The organism is Streptomyces tauricus (assembly GCF_014650955.1).
Taxonomy (GTDB): domain Bacteria; phylum Actinomycetota; class Actinomycetes; order Streptomycetales; family Streptomycetaceae; genus Streptomyces; species Streptomyces tauricus.
On sequence record NZ_BMVY01000003.1, the window covers coordinates 72,266 to 93,566 of the forward strand.

Consider the following 21,301-nt stretch of genomic DNA (forward strand, 5'->3'; position numbering starts at 1 on the left):
GGCCTGGGAGGTGCCCCCCAGACACGACGACGACGGGAGAGCCGATGCGTACGCCGCGCCAGCCGTCCCAGCACTCCGAGAATGGCCAGAACTGGTCCTTCATGGATGCTCGCCCTGCCGCGCAGGGAATGTACGACCCGCGCAACGAGCACGACGCCTGCGGCGTCGGCTTCGTGGCGACCCTCACCGGTGAGGCGAGCCACGCGCTGGTCGAACAGGCGCTGACCGTGCTCCGCAACCTGGAGCACCGCGGCGCGACCGGCTCGGAACCCGACTCCGGGGACGGCGCGGGCATCCTGTCCCAGGTCCCCGACGCCTTCTTCCGCGAGGTGGCCGAATTCGAGCTGCCCGAGGCCGGCTCGTACGCGGTCGGCATCGCCTTCCTGCCCGAGGAGACCCTCGCCGACGCCGTCTCACGGATCGAGACGATCGCCGCCGAGGAGAACCTCACGGTGCTCGGCTGGCGTGAGGTCCCGGTCGCCCCCGGACTCCTCGGCGCCACCGCCCGCTCGACGATGCCGCACTTCCGGCAGGTCTTCGTGGCGGACGGATCCAGCCAGGGCATCGACCTCGACCGCAAGGCGTTCGCGCTGCGCAAGCGTGCCGAGCGCGAGGTCGGCGTGTACTTCCCGTCGCTCTCCGCCCGCACCATCGTCTACAAGGGCATGCTGACCACCGGCCAGCTGGAGCCCTTCTTCCCGGACCTGTCCGACCGCCGCTTCGCCTCCGCGATCGCGCTCGTGCACTCCCGGTTCTCCACCAACACCTTCCCGAGCTGGCCGCTCGCCCACCCGTACCGCTTCGTCGCGCACAACGGCGAGATCAACACGGTCAAGGGCAACCGCAACTGGATGGCGGCCCGGGAGTCCCAGCTCGTCTCCGACCTGTTCGGCGAGCAGGACAGCCTCGACCGGATCTTCCCGATCTGCACGCCCGACGCGTCCGACTCCGCCTCCTTCGACGAGGTCCTGGAGCTGCTGCACCTCGGCGGCCGGTCCCTCCCGCACTCCGTGCTGATGATGATCCCGGAGGCCTGGGAGAACCACGCCTCCATGGACCCGGCCCGCCGCGCCTTCTACCAGTTCCACGCCACGATGATGGAGCCCTGGGACGGCCCGGCCTGCGTCACCTTCACCGACGGCACCCAGGTCGGCGCGGTCCTCGACCGCAACGGCCTGCGCCCCGGCCGCTACTGGGTCACCGACGACGGCCTCGTCGTCCTCGGCTCCGAGGTCGGCGTCCTCGACATCGACCCCGCGAAGGTCGTCCGCAAGGGCCGCCTGCAGCCCGGCCGGATGTTCCTCGTGGACACCGCCGAGCACCGCATCATCGAGGACGACGAGATCAAGGCAGGACTCGCCGCCGAGAACCCGTACGCGGAGTGGCTGGAAGCCGGCGAGATCGAGCTCTCCGACCTGCCCGAGCGCGAGCACATCGTGCACACCCACGCCTCGGTCACCCGCCGCCAGCAGACCTTCGGCTACACCGAGGAAGAGCTGCGCGTCATCGTCGCCCCGATGGCCAAGACCGGCGGCGAGCCGCTCGGCTCCATGGGCACGGACTCGCCGATCGCGGCCCTGTCCGAGCGCCCCCGGCTGCTCTTCGACTACTTCACCCAGCTGTTCGCGCAGGTCACCAACCCGCCGCTGGACGCCATCCGCGAGGAGCTCGTCACCTCGCTGCGCTCCTCGCTGGGCCCCGCCGGCAACCTGCTGGAGCCGACCGCCGCCTCCTGTCGAAGCGTCACCCTGCCCTTCCCGGTGATCGACAACGACGAGCTGGCCAAGCTCATCCACATCAACGCCGACGGCGACATGCCCGGCATGAAGGCCGCGACGCTCTCCGGCCTGTACCGCGTCTCCGGCGGCGGCGAATCCCTCGCCGCCCGCATCGAGGAGATCTGTGCCGAGGCCGACGCCGCCATCGAGAACGGCGCCCGTCTGATCGTCCTCTCGGACCGGCACTCCGACGCCGAGCACGCGCCGATCCCCTCGCTGCTGCTCACCGCCGCCGTCCACCACCACCTCATCGGCACCAAGCAGCGCACCCAGGTGGGCCTGCTGGTCGAGGCGGGCGACGTCCGCGAGGTCCACCACGTGGCCCTCCTCATCGGCTTCGGCGCCGCGGCCGTCAACCCGTACCTGGCGATGGAGTCCGTCGAGGACCTGGTCAGGGCGGGCACGTTCCTCCCGGGCATCGAGTCCGAGCAGGCCATCCGCAACCTGATCTACGCGCTCGGCAAAGGCGTCCTCAAGGTCATGTCCAAGATGGGCATCTCGACCGTCGCCTCCTACCGCGGCGCCCAGGTCTTCGAGGCCGTCGGCCTGGACGCGGCCTTCGTACAGAAGTACTTCAAGGGCACCGCCACCAAGATCGGCGGCGTCGGCATCGACGTCGTCGCCAAGGAGGTCGCCGCCCGCCACGCGAAGGCGTACCCGGCCAGCGGCATCGCGCCCGCGCACCGCGCCCTCGACATAGGCGGCGAGTACCAGTGGCGCCGCGAGGGCGAGCCGCACCTGTTCGACCCCGAGACGGTCTTCCGCCTCCAGCACTCGGCGCGCAGCAACCGCTACGACATCTTCAAGAAGTACACGGACCGTGTGAACGAGCAGTCCGAGCGCCTCATGACGCTGCGCGGCCTGTTCGGCTTCAACTCGGGCCGCGAGCCCATCTCGATCGACGAGGTCGAGCCGGTCAGCGAGATCGTCAAGCGCTTCTCCACCGGCGCCATGTCGTACGGCTCCATCTCCAAGGAAGCCCACGAGACGCTCGCCATCGCCATGAACCAGCTGGGCGCCAAGTCCAACACCGGTGAGGGCGGCGAGGACCCGGACCGCCTCTACGACCCGGCGCGCCGCTCGTCCATCAAGCAGGTCGCCTCCGGCCGCTTCGGCGTCACCTCCGAGTACCTGGTCAACGCGGACGACATCCAGATCAAGATGGCGCAGGGCGCCAAGCCCGGCGAGGGCGGCCAGCTGCCCGGCCACAAGGTCTACCCGTGGGTCGCCAAGACCCGGCACAGCACCCCGGGCGTGGGCCTCATCTCCCCGCCCCCGCACCACGACATCTACTCCATCGAAGACCTCGCCCAGCTGATCCACGACCTGAAGAACGCGAACCCGCAGGCGCGGATCCACGTGAAGCTGGTCTCCGAGGTCGGCGTCGGCACGGTCGCCGCGGGTGTCTCCAAGGCCCACGCGGACGTCGTCCTGATCTCCGGCCACGACGGCGGTACGGGCGCCTCCCCGCTCACCTCGCTCAAGCACGCGGGCGGTCCCTGGGAGCTGGGCCTCGCCGAGACCCAGCAGACGCTGCTCCTGAACGGCCTGCGCGACCGGATCGTCGTACAGACCGACGGCCAGCTGAAGACCGGCCGTGACGTCGTCATCGCCGCGCTGCTCGGCGCCGAGGAGTTCGGTTTCGCGACCGCGCCGCTCGTCGTCTCCGGCTGCGTCATGATGCGCGTCTGCCACCTCGACACCTGCCCGGTCGGCATCGCCACCCAGAACCCCGTCCTGCGGGACCGGTTCACCGGCAAGGCCGAGTACATCGTCAACTTCTTCAAGTTCATCGCCGAAGAGGTCCGCGAGATCCTCGCCGAGCTGGGCTTCCGCAGCATCGAGGAGGCCGTCGGCCACGCCGAGGCGCTCGACGTCGCCCGCGCCATAGACCACTGGAAGGCGCAGGGCCTGGACCTGGCCCCGCTCTTCTACGTGCCCGAGCTGCCCGAGGGCGCGTCCCTCCACCAGACCATCGAGCAGGACCACGGTCTGGAGAAGGCGCTCGACAACGAGCTGATCAAGCTCGCCGCCGACGCCCTCAACGCGACCGGCGCCAACGACGCCCAGCCGGTCCGCGCCCAGGTCGCCATCCGCAACATCAACCGCACGGTCGGCACCATGCTCGGCCACGAGGTGACGAAGAAGTTCGGCGGCGCGGGCCTGCCCGACGACACCGTCGACATCACCTTCACCGGTTCCGCGGGCCAGTCCTTCGGCGCCTTCCTGCCGCGCGGTGTGACGCTGCGCCTGGAGGGCGACGCCAACGACTACGTCGGCAAGGGCCTCTCCGGCGGCCGGGTGATCGTCCGTCCCGACCGGGGCGCCGACCACCTCGCCGAGTTCTCCACCATCGCGGGCAACACCATCGCGTACGGCGCCACAGGCGGCGAGCTCTTCCTGCGGGGCCGTACCGGCGAGCGCTTCTGCGTCCGCAACTCCGGTGCGACCGTGGTCGCCGAGGGCGTGGGCGACCACGGCTGCGAGTACATGACCGGTGGCCACGCCGTCGTCATCGGCGAGACGGGCCGCAACTTCGCGGCCGGTATGTCGGGCGGCATCGCGTACGTCATCGACCTCGACCTCGACAACGTCAACGCGGGCAACCTCGGCGCGGTCGAAGCCCTCGACGACACCGACAAGCAGTGGCTGCACGACGTCGTGCGCCGGCACCAGGAGGAGACGGCCTCCACCGTCGCCGAGAAGCTCCTCGCCGAGTGGGACACCGCCGTGGACCGCTTCAGCAAGATCATCCCCAGCACGTACAAGGCAGTGCTCGCCGCCAAGGACGCCGCCGAGCGAGCGGGACTCGACGAGTCCGCGATCACCGAGAAGATGATGGAGGCGGCGACCAATGGCTGATCCCAAGGGCTTTCTGAACCACGGCCGAGAGGTCGCCAGGACCCGCCCCGTCGAGGAGCGCGTCCGGGACTGGAACGAGGTCTACGTCCCCGGCTCCCTCCTCCCGATCATCCCCACGCAGGCCTCGCGCTGCATGGACTGCGGCATCCCCTTCTGCCACAACGGCTGTCCGCTCGGGAACCTCATCCCCGAGTGGAACGACTTCGCGTACCGCGAGGACTGGTCCGCCGCCTCCGAGCGGCTGCACGCCACGAACAACTTCCCGGAGTTCACCGGGCGGCTGTGCCCGGCTCCCTGCGAGTCGGCGTGCGTGCTGGGCATCAACCAGCCCGCCGTGACCATCAAGAACGTCGAGGTCTCGATCATCGACAAGGCGTGGGACACCGGCGACGTCGTCCCCCAGGCCCCCGAGCGCCTCTCCGGCAAGACGGTCGCCGTCATCGGCTCCGGCCCGGCCGGCCTCGCCGCCGCACAGCAGCTCACCCGCGCCGGCCACACGGTCGCCGTCTACGAGCGCGCCGACCGCGTCGGCGGCCTCCTGCGCTACGGCATCCCCGAGTTCAAGATGGAGAAGCGGCACATCAACCGCCGCATCGAGCAGATGCGCGCGGAGGGCACCCGCTTCCGTACCGGCATCGAGATCGGCCGTGACCTCAAGGCCACCGACCTGCGCAAGCGGTACGACGCCGTGGTCATCGCCGCCGGCGCCACCGTCTCCCGCGACCTGCCGGTCCCCGGCCGCGAGCTGAACGGCATCCACTTCGCCATGGAGTACCTGCCGCTCGCCAACAAGGTGCAGGAGGGCGACTTCGTGGCGCCTCCCATCACCGCCGAGGGCAAGCACGTCGTCGTCATCGGCGGTGGCGACACCGGCGCCGACTGCGTGGGCACCGCCCACCGCCAGGGCGCGGCCAGCGTCACCCAGCTGGAGATCATGCCCCAGCCGGGCGAGGACCGCGCTCCGCACCAGCCCTGGCCGACGTTCCCCATGCTCTACAAGGTGACCTCCGCGCACGAGGAGGGCGGCGAGCGGGTCTACTCCGTCTCCACCACCCACTTCGAGGGCGACGAGGACGGCAACGTGCAGTGGCTGCACCTCGGCGAGGTCGAGTTCATCGACGGCAAGCTCACCCCCAAGCCGGGCACGGAGCGCAAGATCCCCGCCCAGCTCGTCACCCTCGCGATGGGCTTCACCGGCACCGACCAGGAGAACGGGCTGGTCTCCCAGTTCGCCCTCGACCTGGACGAGCGCGGCAACATCGCGCGCGACGGCGACTACGCGACCAACGTTCCCGGCGTGTTCGTCGCCGGTGACGCCGGGCGCGGCCAGTCCCTCATCGTGTGGGCCATCGCGGAGGGCCGCTCGGCCGCCCGCGGGGTCGACCGCTTCCTGACCGGCGTCAGCGAACTCCCGGCGCCGGTCCGTCCGACGGACCGCTCCTTGATGGTCTGAGGTCCGTCCCCCCCCATACGTCCCGTACAACGGTGTACGGAACTGAGCGCGGCGCCTGCCCTTGTCCCCGACCGGACTTGGCGGGCGCCGTGGTGCGTCCGCCCGGGTTTCCGCCCGCGGTCCGGTAGGTGCGGGCGCAAAAGCCTGCGCAGTTCCCCGCGCCCCTAGGTACCTAGGGGCGCGGGGAACTGCGCAATGGGGGGGGGAGGGGGCGGAGCCCCCAGGCGTGGACGGGAATGGGTAGGGGCGGCGGGGGCGAGGGAAAGGCCGGCTACTTGATCTCGTAGGACTGGCCGTAGACCTTCCACTTCAACGGAGTGTCAAGGTCCAGATTCCCGTCGTACAGGAATCGCCGCTGAGCCGTATCCACCCGCGACGTATCCCGCCCCTCGTCCTTCATCGTCTTCCGCCGCACATCAAGGAAGATGTCGAGGTACGCCTTCTCCTCGCCGCCCTCCGCAGGAGTATCCGCCTGCGCGACAGCCCGCTCACGAATCCCGTAGAACCCCGGATCGCTCCCGGGCCCGTGCATCACCATCGCGTCGTAGTAGATGAACTGCCCCAGCACCCCCAGCCCGTCCCGCCGCGCGAGACGGACCGCCGGGTCGAAGTACACCCGGTCCCGCTCGGAGTCCTGCGCCCGCTGAAAGGCCGCCTTCCGCGACTCCGCCTTCCACGCCGAGACGAACCCGGACCCCAGCCCCTCATGGGACTCGGACCCGTCGACCTCCCGCAGAGCGGGCAGATAACGCGCCAGCGCATTGCCCTTGCCCGGATGCGACTTCGTATAACGCTCGACCAGCACGAGCAGATCATGCGTCCCGGTGGTGAAGCCGATGATGCCCGCCGTGTACCCGCGACCGTCGTCGATGTCCTCGATGTACCCGTACTGCGCACGCCAGTCCAGGCTGGAGTTCTCGGCGCTGGACACGATCCGCTGCGCCAGCTCCTTCTTCTCCGGCGCGTCGAGGCCGGCCGCACCGGCGTCGGGAGCGGCGCTCCGGGAGTCAGAACGCGAACCGTCATCGCTCTGCCCGGGCACCGCGAAGCAGGCCGCCACCGCGACAAGAGGGACGACGGCGAACAACAGACGGCCAGCGCGTTTCATGAGCAAAGAGTACGATCGCCGCAGGGTGCCGTGCCGCATCGGGTGGACAATCTGTGAACAACGGGGGAGGACCTGTGAGCGCGGAGGAACTGGCGCCGCTGCGGGCGGAGTTGGGCGGTCCACTACCGGACGGCTTCAACGAACTGGACGACCCGCAGGCCCTGTTGCTCACCCAGGCACTGCGCCGGGCACGGGAGCGCCGAGCCTCAGGACTGGACGAGTCCGTCGAGGACGCCCTCACCCTCGTACCAGCCCTGACCAGGGAACCTGTCCGCCGGATGCTCTTCCGCTGAGGGGAATCCGCATGGACACACTGCGCGGCAGAGCCGAGACCCTCAAGCTCGCCCGGCTGCTGGACGTCGAGCCACGGCAACTGGCGTTCCTCGAAGAGCTGCCCGTCGACGACGTACGCCTCTTCCGCGAACGGGTCGTCGCGGCGCTCTTCGACGAGGACCCCGCCCGGCTCGACCGCATAGCCGCCCTGACGAAACTGCTGCCCGCCACGGTCGCCGCGGGCATCGCACAGAAGGCGCTCGGCCCGCGCCTGGCCGCCGCGCTCGCCGGCCGCCTCGAACCGGCCCGCGCGGCCGACATCATCGACAGACTCCCGGCCGAGTTCACGGCCCGCTGCTGCCACCACGTCGACCCGCGCCGCATCGCCGCGATCATGGGCAGGCTGGACGACGACATCGTCGTACGCATCGCCCTCGTCCTCGCCGAGCGCGGCGACCACCTCACGATGGGCCGGTTCGTCGGCCATCTGGGGGACTCGGCGCTGAAAAGCATCCTGCCGCAGCTGGACGAAACGACTCTGCTGCGCACGGGCTTCGTCATCGACCACCCCGAACGGCTCGGACACATCGTCGAACTGCTCGACGACGAACGGATCTCCGCCGTCATCGCGGCCGCCGCGGACCACGACCTGTGGCCCGAGGCCATGGCGGTCGCGAGCATGGCGGCAGGCGAACAGCGGGCCCGGATAGCCTCGCTGACCGCCGCGCAGCCCGAGACCCGCCTCGACTCCCTGATCCACGCCACCGCCGAGCAGGACCTGTGGGAGTCCCTGCTGCCGATCGTGTCCCTGCTGAGCGAGAGCGAACTACGGGCTGTGGCCGCGCTGCCCGCCCTGCGGGATCCCACCGTGCTGAGCGGCCTGGTCCGAGGGGTCGTGGCGACCGGCCTCTGGGCGGATTTCCTGCCCATGGTGGGAGTGCTGCCGCCCACCGCGCGGCGGATCGTGGCGCGCGTCGCCGGCTCCCTCGACGACGCGGGCCTCGACGCGCTGGCCCGAGGGGCCGACAAGGAAAACCTCTGGGAACTGGTGCACCCGCTGGTCGAGCTGATGGACGACCCGACCCGCGAACGCCTCTCCGAACTACCGACGTTCAGGGCACGCAGGGCGGGTTAACACACGAACCCGCCAACCGAACGCCATCGACCCTACCCCTGACCCCCGAGCCCTGAGCCCTGAGCCCTGAGCCCTGAGCCCCGAGCCCCGAGCTCCGAGCTCCGAGCTCCGAGCCAGGCTCCCGAACTCTCCCTCCGCGACCCGACAACGGGTCAGCCGACATCGGGAGTGAGGGGGCGTGTCGGGACGTCCGGGCGCCGCGGCAGCACGCGTCCACCCGACTTTGCGAGAGCGGCGACCGGATGTCCCGTCGCGCCCCCGACCCACCCACGCACCCAGGGGCGCGAGGAACGGCGTGACAAGCCGCCACCGACAACCGACAACCGGCCGAATGCCGGACCGAACAACCCCTTCGCCAACGCAGAGCCCCGTGCCACTCTGAACGGAGCCTATGGGGAGGCAGGGGTCACATGAACGGACGGAACGCGAAACGCCCGGCAGAACCCGCCACCGGCGAGCGCCTGGCGGACTGGGCAGACGGCCGCCTAGGCATCTACACCCTCGCCAAGACCCAGATGCGCAAGGTGTTCCCGGACCACTGGTCCTTCATGCTCGGCGAGATCTGCCTCTACAGCTTCCTCATCCTCATCCTCACCGGCGTCTACCTCACCCTCTTCTTCGAACCGAGCGGCGTGGAAGTCGTCTACAACGGCTCGTACGAACCCCTCAACGGCATCGTCATGACCAGGGCGTACGAGTCCACCCTCGACATCAGCTTCGACGTACGCGGCGGACTCCTGATCCGCCAGATCCACCACTGGGCAGCACTCGTCTTCGTTGCCGGAATGCTCGTCCACATGATGCGCGTGTTCTTCACCGGCGCGTTCCGCAAGCCCCGCGAACTGAACTGGCTCTTCGGCTGGACCCTGTTGTTCCTCGGCATCATCACCGGCCTGACCGGCTACTCGCTCCCCGACGACCTGCTCTCCGGCACCGGCATCCGCTTCGCGCAGGGCGCGCTCCTGTCCGTGCCCGTCGTCGGCACGTACCTGTCCTTCTTCCTCTTCGGAGGAGAGTTCCCGGGCCACGACATCATCGCCCGTCTCTTCCCGGTCCACGTCCTGCTCCTGCCCGGGATCATGCTCGGTCTGGTCGTGGCCCATCTGATCCTGGTCTTCTACCACAAGCACACGCAGTACCCCGGGCCCGGCCGCGACCAGAAATCGGTCGTCGGCATGCCGTTCATGCCGGTCTACATGGCCAAGGCCGGCGGCTTCTTCTTCCTGGTCTTCGGCGTCCTGTCGATGATGGGCGCGCTCGCCACCATCAACCCCGTGTGGGCGTTCGGCCCCTACCGCCCGGACCTCGTCACCACCGGCGCGCAGCCCGACTGGTACCTCGGCTTCTCCGAGGGCCTGATCCGGGTGATGCCGGGATGGGAGATCAACGCCTGGGGCCACACCCTGGAACTGGGCGTCTTCATCCCCTTCTCCCTCTTCCCGCTGATCCTGCTGGCCATCGGCGTCTACCCGTTCGTAGAAGCGTGGATCACCGGCGACAAACGCGAGCACCACATCCTCGACCGCCCCCGCAACGTCCCCACCCGCACCGCACTGGGCGTCGCCTGGCTGAGTCTGTACGCCGTACTCCTCATCGGTGGTGGCAACGACATCGTCGCCACCCACCTCCATCTGTCGATCAACGCGATCACCTGGTTCGTACGGATCGCCTTCTTCCTCGTACCGATCCTCGCCTTCATCGTCACCAAGCGAATCTGTCTCGGCCTCCAACGCCGCGACAGGGACAAGGTGCTGCACGGCAGGGAGTCCGGCACGATCAAAAGGCTGCCGCACGGCGAGTACGTAGAGGTGCACGAACCCCTCAGCCAGGCCCAGCGGTTCACCCTCACCCAGCACGACCAGGATCCGCCGTACGACGTGGGCCCGCTGGTGGACGCGAACGGCGTGGAACGCAAGGCCGGCCCGACCCGACGCCTCCGCGCGCGCCTGGCCCACGCGATGTACGGCCAGAACGCGCACATCCCCAAACCGACCGCACAGGAATACAGAGAACTGACAAGCAGCGACGACCACCACTGACCGCCCCGAGCCGATCAGCCGACCCCAGCACCATCATCACCACCACCCCCCAACACCACCCCTCGACACTCACCAGGGCTCCCCCAGACACAACGCAGCGCCCGAGCCCTGCCCAGCCACAGCGAGAGGTCGTACTCCGCGGTGTACCCGATCGCGCCGTGCAACTGCAGCGCCGTACGGGCCGTCGCATAAGCCGCCTCGCAGGCCACGACCTTGGCCGCGGCGAGGTCGGCCGGCTCCATGGACACCGCGGCACCGAAGACCAGCGGACGAGCGAACTCCAGCGCGATCTTCGCGTCGGCCAGCCGGTGCCGCACCGCCTGGAACGACCCGACGGGCACACCGAACTGCCGGCGCTGCTTCACATACGCCACGGTCCTGTCGAGCAGGGCGAGCCCCACCCCGAGCGCCTGCGCGGCGGTCGCGAGCCGCGCCCAGCGCACCGCGTCGGCGACACCCGCGCCGACCCGGGGCCCGGCCGCCAGAAGCTCACCCCCGGACCGGGGTACGCAGAGACGCCGGGCAGGATCAAGAGACCGCCGCACATCCGGGGACCCCTCCCGAGCCCCGGACGCGCCCCACAACTGCCCCTCCTCACCCCCGAATCCACCCCCGCGTCCACCCCCGGTCATCCTCAGCTCCACATCCGCCACGTCCCCGTCCAGGACATACGGCCCCCCACCCGGCAGAGCCACCGTCACGACGGTCTCCCCCGAGGCCACCCCCGGCAGGAACCTCTTCGCGAGATGAGAGAACCCCGGTTCGGAGAGCAGCGCGGCCGCCGCCACCGTCTCCACCACCGGCCCCGGCACCGCATGCCGCCCCAGCTCCACGAACGCCACGGCGAGTTCGACGGGCCGCGCCCCGACCCCCTCGTACGCCTCGGGCACCGCCAGCGCGAACACGCCCAGCTCCGCGATACGCGACCACAGCGCACGTCCGGCCCCGTGGTCGCCGGCGCCCCAGGACCGTACGACCGCGGGCGTGTCCGCAGCCGTCAGCAAGCCGTCCAACGAGCGTGCGAACGCGGTCTGTTCGTCGTCCAGGAGGAAACGCATCACCGGCGCCCCTTCGGCAGGCCGAGCAGCCGCTCGGCGATGATGTCGCGCTGGATCTCGTTCGTGCCCGCGTAGATGGGCCCCGCGAGCGAGAACACGTACCCCTCGCCCCACCCTCCGTCGCCGTCGGTGTCCGCCACCTCTCCTCCCGGGCCCAGCAGATCGAGCGCCGTCTCGTGCAGGGCGATGTCGTACTCGGACCAGAAGACCTTGTTCAGGCTGGACTCCGGACCGAGGGGCTCGCCTTCGAGGAAGCGGGACGCCGCCGCGTACGTGAACAACTGGTACGCGCGGGCGCCGATCACCCCGTCGGCCACCCGGTCACGCGTGTACGGGTCCCGCCCGCGCTCCTCCCACAACGCGGCCAGCCGGTCCGCCGACGCCAGGAAACGGCCGGGGGAGCGGAGCGTCAGCCCGCGTTCGTTGCCCGCCGTGGACATCGCCACCCGCCAGCCCTGCCCGGGCTCGCCGATCACGTCCTCGTCCGGTACGAACACCTCGTCCAGGAAGAGTTCGGCGAAGGCCGGCTTCCCGTCCAGGCGGCCGATCGGGCGGACGGTCACGCCCGGCGCCCGCAGGTCGAACATCAGATAGGTGAGGCCCTGATGAGGCTTCGGGGTGTCCGGCTCGCTGCGGAACAGGCCGAACGCGCGGTCGGCGAACGCGGCCCGCGACGACCATGTCTTCTGCCCGCTCAGCAGCCACCCGCCGGCCGTACGCACCGCTCGGGACCTGAGCGAGGCGAGATCGGACCCCGCCTCCGGCTCGGACCAGGCCTGCGCCCAGACGACCTCGCCGCGGCCCATCGGCGGCAGGATCCGCGCGCGCTGCTCCTCGGTGCCGTGGTCGAAGAGGGTCGGCGCGAGGAGGCTGACGCCGTTCTGTCCGACCCGGCCCGGGGCGCCCGCGGCCCAGTACTCCTCCTCGAAGACCAGCCACCGCACGAGCCCGCAGTCCCGTCCGCCGTACGCGGTCGGCCAGGACACCACCGACCAGCGGTCCGCGGCGAGTTCGGCCTCCCAGGCGCGGTGGGCGGCGAAGCCCTCCTCGGTTTCCAGGGAGGGCAGCGACCCGGCCGGCACATGCGCGTCCAGCCAGGACCTGGCCTCGGCACGGAACGCCTGGTCAGCGGGAGAATACGTAAGATCCACGATCACCTTCCTCTCTCTCGACGCTCCCGAGAGGCGCCCGACGCAGCCTTCCCTAACAACTGTTTGGTAGGTTAGCGTGCCCCTATGACAGACGTCGAGAGCCCGGTGTACGAGCCCGGGCACGGGCTGCTGGAGGGACGCACCGCCGTCATCACGGCCGCCGCCGGCGCGGGCATCGGCGGCGCCACGGCCCGCCGCTTCCTGGAGGAGGGCGCGCGCGTGCTGATCAGCGACGCGCACGAGCGACGGCTCAAGGACTACGAGGCGGAGCTGGCGGCGGAGTTCGAGGGGGTCGCGGCGCTCGCCTGCGACGTCACCGACGAAGCCCAGGTGCAGACGCTCTTCGGCACGGCCCGGCGGCTGCACGGGCGACTCGACATCGTGGTCAACAACGCGGGCCTCGGCGGCACGTCGGACCTCGTCGACATGAGTGACGAGCAGTGGTCGAGGGTGCTCGACGTGACACTGAACGGCACGTTCCGGTGCGTACGGGCGGCCCTGCGCGCCTTCCGCGACGGCGGCCACGGCGGGGTGATCGTCAACAACGCCTCCGTCGTCGGGTGGCGCGCCCAGGCCGGTCAGGCGCACTACGCGGCGGCGAAAGCGGGCGTGATGGCGCTGACCCGGTGCGCGGCGATGGAGGCGGCCGGATTCGGCGTGCGGGTCAACGCCGTCTCACCGAGCCTCGCCATGCATCCCCACCTGGTGAAGGTGACGACTCCCGAACTGCTGGAGGAACTGACGGCCCGCGAGGCGTTCGGGCGGTACGCCGAGCCGTGGGAGGTGGCCAATGTGATCGTGTTCCTGGCGTCCGGGTACGCGTCGTATCTGACGGGTGAGGTGGTCTCGGTGAGCAGCCAACATGCGTGAGCGCTCCGCTGGGGTGGGGCGTGTTGGCGTGGTGGTGCGTCTGCGGGCCCGTGGGGGCCGGCCTCAAAGATCGCGCAGTTCCCCGCGCCCCTGGACGGGCGGGGGCTGCGCCCCGCGCCCTTGGATCAGGGGTTCGCGGCCCACAATGGGGCCGTGCCTACCAAGAAGAAGCCTCAGGTGACCGCCTCGCCCGAGCGGCGCCGTGAACTCCTCGGCACCGCCGCCGAGGTCTTCGCCGAGCAGGGCTACAACGCCACCACCGTACGCAAGATCGCGGACCACGCCGGCATGCTCGCGGGCAGCCTCTACTACCACTTCGACTCCAAGGAATCGATGCTGGAGGAGATCCTGCGGACCTTCCTCGACGAGCTCTGGGACGGCTACGACACCGTCCTCGACGCCGAACTGGGCCCGCGCGAGACGCTGGAGGCCCTGGTCACCGAGTCGTTCCGGGAGATCGACCGGCACCGCGCGGCCGTCGCGATCTACCAGAAGGAGTCCAAGCAGCTCGTCGCGCAGGAGCGCTTCGCGTTCCTCGCCGAGTCGCAGCGCAAGTTCGAGAAGGCGTGGCTCGCCACGCTGGAACGGGGCGTGGCAGACGAGGTCTTCCGGGACGACCTCGACATCCGGCTCACCTACCGGTTCGTGCGCGACACCGTGTGGGTCGCCGCGTCCTGGTACCGGCCCGGCGGACAGCACAGCCCGGACGAGATCGCCCGCCAGTACCTGTCGATGGTGCTGGACGGGATCGCCGTACGCAGTTGATCGAAACCGAGACAGCCGATCCAGGGGAGTTGGCATGGCCGAGGCCTACATCGTCGAAGCGGTCCGTACACCCGTGGGGCGTCGCAAGGGCGGCCTGAGCGGGGTCCATCCGGCCGACCTCGGAGCGCATGTGCTCAAGGCGCTGGTCGCGCGTTCCGGGGTCGATCCGGCCGCGGTCGAGGACGTCGTCTTCGGCTGTCTGGACGCCGTGGGGCCGCAGGCCGGTGACATCGCCCGTACGTCGTGGCTGGCGGCCGGACTGCCCGAGGAGGTCCCGGGGGTGACCGTCGACCGGCAGTGCGGCTCCTCGCAGCAGGCCCTGCACTTCGCCGCGCAGGGCGTCCTCTCGGGCACCCAGGACCTCGTGGTCGCGGGCGGCGTCCAGAACATGACGCAGATCCCCATCGCCTTCGCCTCCCGCCAGGCCGCCGAGCCGCTGGGCCTCACCGAGGGACCGTTCGCGGGCAGCGAGGGATGGCGGGCCCGGTACGGGGACCAGCCCGTCAACCAGTTCCACGGCGCCGAGCTGATCGCCGCGAAGTGGGGGATCAGCCGGCGGGACCAGGAGGAGTTCGCCCTGCGCTCCCACCGGCGGGCGCTGCGCGCGATCGACGAGGGCCGCTTCGAGCGGGAGACCGTGCCGTTCGGGGACGTCACGGTCGACGAAGGGCCACGGCGTGACACCTCGCTGGAGAAGATGGCGGGCCTGCGACCGGTGGTCGAGGGCGGCACCATCACCGCCGCCTGCTCCTCGCAGGTGTCCGACGGGGCCGCCGCGATGCTGCTCGCCTCGGAACGGGCCGTCCGCGAGCACGGGCTCACCCCCCGGGCGCGTGTCCACCACCTCTCCGTACGTGGGGAGGACCCGATACGGATGCTGTCGGCGCCGATCCCCGCCACCGCCCACGCCTTGAAGAAGACCGGGATGACCATCGACGAGATCGACCTCGTCGAGATCAACGAGGCGTTCGCGCCGGTCGTCCTTGCCTGGCTCAAGGAGACCGGGGCGGATCCTGAACGGGTCAACGTCAACGGCGGGGCGATCGCCCTGGGGCATCCGCTGGGGGCGACCGGGGTGAAGCTGATGACCACGCTGCTGCATGAACTGGAGCGGACCGGCGGGCGGTTCGGGTTGCAGACGATGTGTGAAGGCGGGGGGCAGGCGAATGTGACTGTCGTCGAGCGGCTGTAGGTCTCTCGTCGGCCGGCGGCCGGTGGGGGCCGTTCGCGCAGTTCCCCGCGCCCCTGAAACAGGCGCCCCCTAGCTGGGCGCCTCCGGTGGGCCCGGGTCCGGGAGTGCGCGCAGTGTCTGTCGCGCCTCCCTCATCACCCTGTCCACCAGGTCCGCGCACGAAGGCAGGTCGTCGATCACGCCCGCCACCTGGCCCGAGGCCATCACCCCCAGGTCCGTGCGGCCTTCCACCATGGATGCCCGCAGGAGCATGGGTGTGTTGGCGGCGAGCAGGACCTGGCTCCAGGTCAGGTCCTTGCCGTGCTTCATCGACAGGCCGTCGCGGATCAGCTGGGGCCAGCTGAGACCCGACAGCCTTCTGAAGCCGGCGGCTCTGCGCACCGCCCGCGTCAGCGTTCTCGTACGGCCCGCTCCTTCCAGGGCCTCGACCAGGTCCGTACGGAGCATGCGGTGCGGCAGGCCGTCCACGGCGGTCGTCACCGTGACGTCCTTGACCGTGGCCGCGAGATACCGGGCCTTCACCGCGTCCGGCACCGTCGAGTCCGAGGTGAGCAGGAACCGGGTGCCCATGGCCACGCCCGCGGCGCCGTACGCGAGTGCCGACACCAGGCCCCGGCCGTCGAAGAAGCCGCCCGCGGCGACCACGGGTATGCCGACCGCGTCCACGACCTGGGGGAGGAGAACGCTGGTCGCCACCTCGCCGGTGTGGCCGCCGCCCTCACCGCCCTGCACGATCACCGCGTCCGCCCCCCACGCCGCGACCTTCTCGGCATGCCGGCGCGCTCCGACGGAGGGGACGACCACCACGCCCGCGTCCTTGAGCTCGGCGATCAGTTCGCGGGACGGCGCGAGCGCGAACGAGGCGACCCTCACCCCCTCCTCCACGATGATCCGCACCCGGTCCCGGGCGTCCCCCGCGTCCGCGCGGAGGTTGACCCCGAACGGCGCCTCCGTGCGCGACCGGACCTCGCGTACGGCCGCCCGCAGCTGATCGGGCGTCATCGTCGCGGAGGCGAGGATGCCCAGCGCGCCCGCGTTCGCCGTCGCCGAGACCAGGCGCGGGCCCGCCACCCAGCCCATCCCCGTCTGCACGATCGGATGCCGGACACCGACGAGCCGCGTGAGGGCGGTCTCCATCAGCTCCTGACCTCGCGGTCGCGCAGGCCCTTCGGGTCCAGGTCCTCGCGGATCAACTCCAGTTCGGCCGGGGACGGTTCACGCGTGTACGGGACGCCGTCGTCCGGTATCACCAGCTCGAAGCCCGTCGCCGCCACGACCTCCTCGACCGTCACCCCCGGATGCAGCGAGGCGAGCCGCATCGTGTGGCCCTCGGTCGCGAAGTCGAACACCCCGAGGTTCGAGACCACCCGCGGGATGCGGTGGAAACGGGTCGCCGTGGGACCGGCCGCCGCGGCGCTGTCGTACCCCACCCCGCCGATCATGTCGACCTTCTCCACGAAGACCCGCGCCGAGTGTCTGGGCACCCAGTAACTGACCGGGTTGTTCACCGTGTTGACGGGGCCGCCCCGCACCCCGAGCAACTGCCGGGTGGGCCGCTCCCAGTCGCCCACACAGGAGATGTTCTGGTTGCCGAAGCGGTCGATCTGGCTCGCGCCCATCATCACGTGCCGGCGCCCACCGGTCACCAGGGCCAGATGCTGCCGGTACGGCAACCAGCCCTCCGGGGCGCCGTCCGGACCGACCAGCAGCGCCTCGCCGTCGGTCAGCAGCAGCTCGGGCGAGAAGGTGCGCCGGGCGAGGCGGGCCCCTGTCGACGGGATCGGGCCCATCGGGCTGGCCAGCACCTCGCCGTCACCCCGCCACGCCTCCGCGCAGGCGATCACGCAGTACTCGGCGCGGGTCACCCCGCCCACGGACACCCCGCCCACGGACACCCCACCTGCGGTCACCCCGCCCACGGTCACCTCACTCATGGCCACCCCCACTCAAGGTCGCGCTCATGACTGTTCCTCGTGCCACGTCCGCACAGCGGTCCGGTAGGTCTGTTCGTCGCCGCCGAGGAACCTCTCGGCGAACTCGGGCCACGGCATCGACGCGTAGAGCCGCTGGAAGGCCTCGTCCCGGTCGTGGTCGGGCACGCACGACGTGAAGTGCGCGCCGCCCGGCGCCTCCACCACGCCGCTCACATTGAGCCGCTTGACCAGCAGGGTCTGGGGAGGCGCCGCCTTCGTCAGCTCCGCCGTGTCGACGATCCGCTCGCAGGACACGTACGCCGTCCGCGCCGCCTCGCAGAACAGGTCGTCGAAGTACGGGTCGGGGCCCAGATACTGGCCGTTCCCGGCGCGGTCGGCGCGGTTCAGATGGACCAGCGCCGCGTCCAGCCGCAGGGCGGGCATGGCGACGAAGGTCTCGCGCAGGCCCGTCGACTCGTCCTCGTACGGCGAAGTGATCGTACGCAGACCGGGGTTGACCCGCATCACGTCCGAGCCGATGCCGGCCCGCACCGGCAGGAACGGAAGCCGGTTGGCGGCCGCCCGCAGCCCCCACATGAACATCGCCTCGTCGATCTCCATCAGTTCGAGGGAGCCGCTCTCCCGGGCCGTCCGGAAGTGCGGTTCGAGCGGGATCGAGTCGAGCGTCGCGAAAGGGGCGACCAGTTTCCGTATCCGCCCGGCCGCCGCCAGCATGCCGACGTCCGGGCCGCCGTACGCAACGACCGTGAGATCGGTGATCGCGGTGCGCAGCAGCGCCCGTACGAGAGCCATCGGTTTGCGGCGGGAGCCCCACCCTCCGACACCGAGGGTCATTCCGCTCTCCAGCCGGGAGACGGCCTCGTCGGCGGTCATCGTCTTGTCGCCCATCCTCACCCGCCCTCCTTTCCGGCAGTGCCCTGGATCCCGCGTGCGTCCCGGGCTCCGAACGTGTTCCGCACGCGCTCGCCCGTGCCGCCGAGGCCCGCCTCGAACGTGAAGCCCTGCTCGAAGCGGTAGCTGCGGCGCACGTCGACGGGGTCGATGCCGTTGATCGCGGCCTTGGCGAGCCGGATCAGCCGGCCGTCCTTGCCCGCGATCTCCCGGGCCAGCTCCAGCACGGCCGGGCGCAGCCGGTCGCGCGCCACGACCCGCCACACCGAGCCGTGCCCGTGCAGCTCGGCCGCGGTCGCCGTGCGCGAGGTGTAGTACAGCGCGCGCATCAGGTGCTGCGGCACCAGCCGGGACAGATGCGTGGCCGCGCCCAGCGCGCCCCGGTCCAGCTCGGGCAGACCGAAGGTGGCGTCGTCGCTCGCCACGATCGCGTCCGCGTTGCCCACCAGGCCTATTCCGCCGCCCAGACAGAAGCCGTGCACCTCCGCCACCACCGGCACCTCGCACTCGTACACCGCGGCGAAGGCCTCGGCGCAGCCGCGGTTGGCGCCGAGCAGAGCGCTGTCGCCCCCGGCCTGTATCTCCTTGATGTCCACGCCCGCGTTGAACCCCCGGCCCTCGGCGGCCAGCACCACACAGCGGTTCCCGGCGTCGCGCCCCGCCGCGCGCACGGCGTCGGCCAGCGCGAACCAGCCGCGCACCGGGAGCGCGTTCACCGGGGGGAAGCCGACCGTGACGACGGAAATCCCTTTTTCCGGGGACGAGGTGGAGACACCCATGGACGCATCAGCTACCTTTCCACCAAACGTTTGTTAGGTGCGATCCGATGTCGAAGGTAACAGCGAATGCCGACGGGCGGGAGGCCCTGTGGACAACTGGCCGGGCGAGCGACCGAGCAGGCCGTCGGGCAAGCGACTGGTGGTGGTCACGGGCGGGACCCGGGGCGTCGGCGCGGGGATCGTGCGGGCGTTCACCGAGGCGGGCGACGAGGTCGTGGTCTGTGCGCGCAGACCACCGCAAGCACCGCTCGACGGCGTCGAGTTCGTCCCCCTCGACCTGCGCGACCCGCCGGCCGTCCGGGCCTTCTTCGGACGGCTGCCCCGGCTCGACGTCCTCGTCAACAACGCGGGCGGCGCCCCCTACCGGCTGCTCGCCGGGACGGAGGCCGAGCGGCACGCGCGCGTGATCGACCTCAACCTCGTCGCGCCTCTCACGGCCTCCCTGGCGGCGTACGACCTGCTGCGGCGGGCCCGGGGTTCCATCGTGATGATCGGCAGCGTCAGCGGGACCCGGCCCTCGCCCGGCACGGCGGCCTACGGGGCCGCGAAGGCCGGACTGGAGAACCTGGCCCGCTCGATGGCCGTGGAGTGGGCGCCGGAGGTGCGGGTCAACACGCTCGTGGTCGGGATGGTCCGCACCGAGCTGTCGCACCTCCACTACGGAGGCGAGGACGGCATCGAGGCCGTCTCCCGCACCGTTCCGCTGGGGCGGCTCGCCGTGCCCACTGACATCGGCGGGGCGGCCGTCTTCCTCGCGTCGGACGCCGCCGCGTACATCACCGGGGCCGGCCTCCTCGTCCACGGCGGCGGCGAACGGCCCGCCTTCCTGGACGCCGCGACCGTCAACAAGCCGGACGAGGCCGACGAGGCCGACAGGGAGCAGAAATGACCTCAGGAGCAGGAGCAGGAGCAGGAGCTGGAGCTGGAGCTGGAGCAGGAACGGGAGCAGGAGCAGGAGCAGGAGCAGGCGAAGGCGCCGGCGCCGACGCAGGCCTCTGTGACGGGCGGGTGGTGGTCGTCACGGGCGCCGGGCGCGGGCTCGGGCGGGCCCACGCGCTCGCCTTCGCGGCCGAAGGCGCGCGCCTCGTCGTCAACGACCTGGGCGTCGGACTCGACGGCTCGCCCGGCGCCGACAGCCCGGCCCGGCAGGTCGTCGAGGAGATCAGGGCGGCGGGCGGCGAGGCCGTCGCACACGCCGGGGACATCGCGACGACCGAGGGCGCCGCATCCCTCGTACACACGGCGCTCGACGCCTTCGGACGGCTCGACACCCTCGTGAACAACGCCGGCTTCCTGCGGGACCGCATGCTGGTGAACCTCGACGAGGACGACTGGGACGCCGTCATGCGCGTCCACCTGAAGGGCCACTTCCTGCCGCTGAAGCATGCCGCCGCGCACTGGCGGGCGCAGACGAAGGCGGGGCTCGTACCGCAGGCCAGGGTCGTCAACACCAGCTCGGGGGCCGGACTTTCGGGGTCCGTCGGGCAGGGCAACTACAGCGCGGCCAAGGCAGGCATCGTCGGGCTCACCCTGGTGGCCGCCGCCGAGATGGAGCGCTACGGAGTGCAGGTCAACGCCATCGCGCCGGCCGCGCGGACCCGGATGACCGAGGCAGCCTTCGCCCAGGCCATGGCGGCGCCGGACAGCGGCTTCGACGCGATGGCTCCCGAGAACGTGTCACCGCTCGTCGTCTGGCTCGGCTCGGCCGCGAGCGCCGGGGTCACCGGGCGGGTCTTCGAGACCGAGGGCGGCCGGATCACCGTCATGGACGGCTGGCGGCCCGGCCCCGGCGCCGACAAGGGGGCCCGGTGGACCCCCGCCGAGGCCGGGGCCACCGCCCGGGAACTCCTCGCGCGGGCCCGGCCCCCGACCGCGGTCCACGGGACGGGGTAGGCCTCGACGCCGGACTGCCGTCCGACGAACTCCACGATGTCCCGCCGATGGGTACGGAAGCGGTCGTTCAGCAGAGCCCCACCTCCGCCCACCCCGCCCTTCAGGGGCGCGGGGAACTGC

At 70.9% G+C, this 21,301-nt stretch carries 17 protein-coding genes; 10 read left to right on the forward strand and 7 right to left on the reverse strand.

The window, feature by feature from the left end; genetic code table 11:
* The first annotated feature begins 44 nt into the window (after positions 1-44).
* Together gltB and IE278_RS07435 are read left to right on the forward strand one after the other, a co-directional pair.
* Positions 45-4,640, forward strand: coding sequence for a glutamate synthase large subunit (gene gltB / locus IE278_RS07430; protein WP_189770027.1), 4,596 nt, complete (start codon positions 45-47; stop codon positions 4,638-4,640).
* Positions 4,633-6,093 (forward strand): glutamate synthase subunit beta, encoded by a 1,461-nt coding sequence (locus IE278_RS07435; RefSeq protein ID WP_189770030.1) that lies wholly within the window; start codon positions 4,633-4,635, stop codon positions 6,091-6,093. Before gltB ends, IE278_RS07435 begins: the two co-directional genes overlap by 8 nt.
* 271 nt (positions 6,094-6,364) lie before the next feature.
* Here the strand turns inward: IE278_RS07435 and IE278_RS07440 are convergent, their stop codons facing one another.
* Positions 6,365-7,201 carry a chitosanase gene (locus IE278_RS07440; RefSeq protein ID WP_189770032.1) on the reverse strand — a complete coding sequence of 279 codons (837 nt, stop codon included), beginning with the start codon at positions 7,199-7,201 and terminating at the stop codon, positions 6,365-6,367.
* Positions 7,202-7,275: 74 nt separating this feature from the next.
* Between IE278_RS07440 and IE278_RS07445 the strand changes: the two genes are divergently transcribed.
* The 3 genes from IE278_RS07445 (at position 7,276) to qcrB (ending at position 10,648) form a co-directional block, all read left to right on the forward strand.
* Positions 7,276-7,494 (forward strand): hypothetical protein, encoded by a 219-nt coding sequence (locus IE278_RS07445; RefSeq protein WP_189770034.1) that lies wholly within the window; start codon positions 7,276-7,278, stop codon positions 7,492-7,494.
* Between the two features lie 11 nt (positions 7,495-7,505).
* Positions 7,506-8,609 carry a hypothetical protein gene (locus IE278_RS07450; protein ID WP_189770036.1) on the forward strand — a complete coding sequence of 368 codons (1,104 nt, stop codon included), beginning with the start codon at positions 7,506-7,508 and terminating at the stop codon, positions 8,607-8,609.
* Between the two features lie 410 nt (positions 8,610-9,019).
* Positions 9,020-10,648: a cytochrome bc1 complex cytochrome b subunit gene (qcrB, locus tag IE278_RS07455; RefSeq protein WP_189770038.1), complete on the forward strand. Its 1,629-nt coding sequence runs from the start codon at positions 9,020-9,022 to the stop codon at positions 10,646-10,648.
* A gap of 14 nt (positions 10,649-10,662) precedes the next feature.
* Here qcrB and IE278_RS07460 read toward each other — a convergent pair whose 3' ends face one another.
* Both IE278_RS07460 and IE278_RS07465 read right to left on the reverse strand, forming a co-directional pair.
* Positions 10,663-11,706 carry an acyl-CoA dehydrogenase family protein gene (locus IE278_RS07460; RefSeq protein ID WP_189770040.1) on the reverse strand — a complete coding sequence of 348 codons (1,044 nt, stop codon included), beginning with the start codon at positions 11,704-11,706 and terminating at the stop codon, positions 10,663-10,665.
* A complete protein-coding gene (locus IE278_RS07465) occupies positions 11,706-12,857 on the reverse strand; it encodes an acyl-CoA dehydrogenase family protein (protein WP_189770042.1) in 1,152 nt (383 codons plus the stop codon). The genes IE278_RS07460 and IE278_RS07465 overlap by 1 nt, the downstream gene beginning before the upstream one ends.
* An 84-nt stretch (positions 12,858-12,941) precedes the next feature.
* On the opposite strand from IE278_RS07465, the gene IE278_RS07470 reads away from it, so the two are divergent.
* From IE278_RS07470 to IE278_RS07480, 3 genes are all read left to right on the forward strand, one after another.
* Positions 12,942-13,727: an SDR family oxidoreductase gene (locus IE278_RS07470; RefSeq protein ID WP_189770044.1), complete on the forward strand. Its 786-nt coding sequence runs from the start codon at positions 12,942-12,944 to the stop codon at positions 13,725-13,727.
* Between the two features lie 153 nt (positions 13,728-13,880).
* Positions 13,881-14,492, forward strand: a complete 612-nt coding sequence (locus IE278_RS07475) for a TetR/AcrR family transcriptional regulator (protein ID WP_189770046.1) — start codon at positions 13,881-13,883, stop codon at positions 14,490-14,492.
* Between the two features lie 34 nt (positions 14,493-14,526).
* Positions 14,527-15,684, forward strand: coding sequence for an acetyl-CoA C-acetyltransferase (locus tag IE278_RS07480; RefSeq protein WP_189770047.1), 1,158 nt, complete (start codon positions 14,527-14,529; stop codon positions 15,682-15,684).
* Between the two features lie 69 nt (positions 15,685-15,753).
* Here the strand turns inward: IE278_RS07480 and IE278_RS07485 are convergent, their stop codons facing one another.
* Genes IE278_RS07485 through IE278_RS07500 form a run of 4 tightly spaced genes read right to left on the reverse strand, consistent with a single transcriptional unit; the run spans position 15,754 to position 19,288 of the window.
* Complete coding sequence (locus IE278_RS07485) at positions 15,754-16,821, reverse strand: NAD(P)H-dependent flavin oxidoreductase (protein WP_189770050.1); 1,068 nt, start codon at positions 16,819-16,821, stop codon at positions 15,754-15,756.
* Positions 16,821-17,618: a CoA-transferase subunit beta gene (locus IE278_RS07490; protein WP_189770052.1), complete on the reverse strand. Its 798-nt coding sequence runs from the start codon at positions 17,616-17,618 to the stop codon at positions 16,821-16,823. The genes IE278_RS07485 and IE278_RS07490 overlap by 1 nt, the downstream gene beginning before the upstream one ends.
* A 24-nt stretch (positions 17,619-17,642) precedes the next feature.
* Positions 17,643-18,506 (reverse strand): CoA transferase subunit A, encoded by an 864-nt coding sequence (locus tag IE278_RS07495; RefSeq protein ID WP_189770054.1) that lies wholly within the window; start codon positions 18,504-18,506, stop codon positions 17,643-17,645.
* Between the two features lie 2 nt (positions 18,507-18,508).
* Complete coding sequence (locus IE278_RS07500) at positions 18,509-19,288, reverse strand: enoyl-CoA hydratase family protein (protein ID WP_189770057.1); 780 nt, start codon at positions 19,286-19,288, stop codon at positions 18,509-18,511.
* Positions 19,289-19,376: 88 nt separating this feature from the next.
* On the opposite strand from IE278_RS07500, the gene IE278_RS07505 reads away from it, so the two are divergent.
* Together IE278_RS07505 and IE278_RS07510 are read left to right on the forward strand one after the other, a co-directional pair.
* A complete protein-coding gene (locus IE278_RS07505) occupies positions 19,377-20,177 on the forward strand; it encodes an SDR family oxidoreductase (protein ID WP_189770058.1) in 801 nt (266 codons plus the stop codon).
* On the forward strand, positions 20,174-21,181 hold the full coding sequence (locus IE278_RS07510) for an SDR family oxidoreductase (protein WP_189770059.1): 1,008 nt from the start codon (positions 20,174-20,176) through the stop codon (positions 21,179-21,181). The genes IE278_RS07505 and IE278_RS07510 overlap by 4 nt, the downstream gene beginning before the upstream one ends.
* The last annotated feature ends 120 nt before the right edge of the window (positions 21,182-21,301 follow it).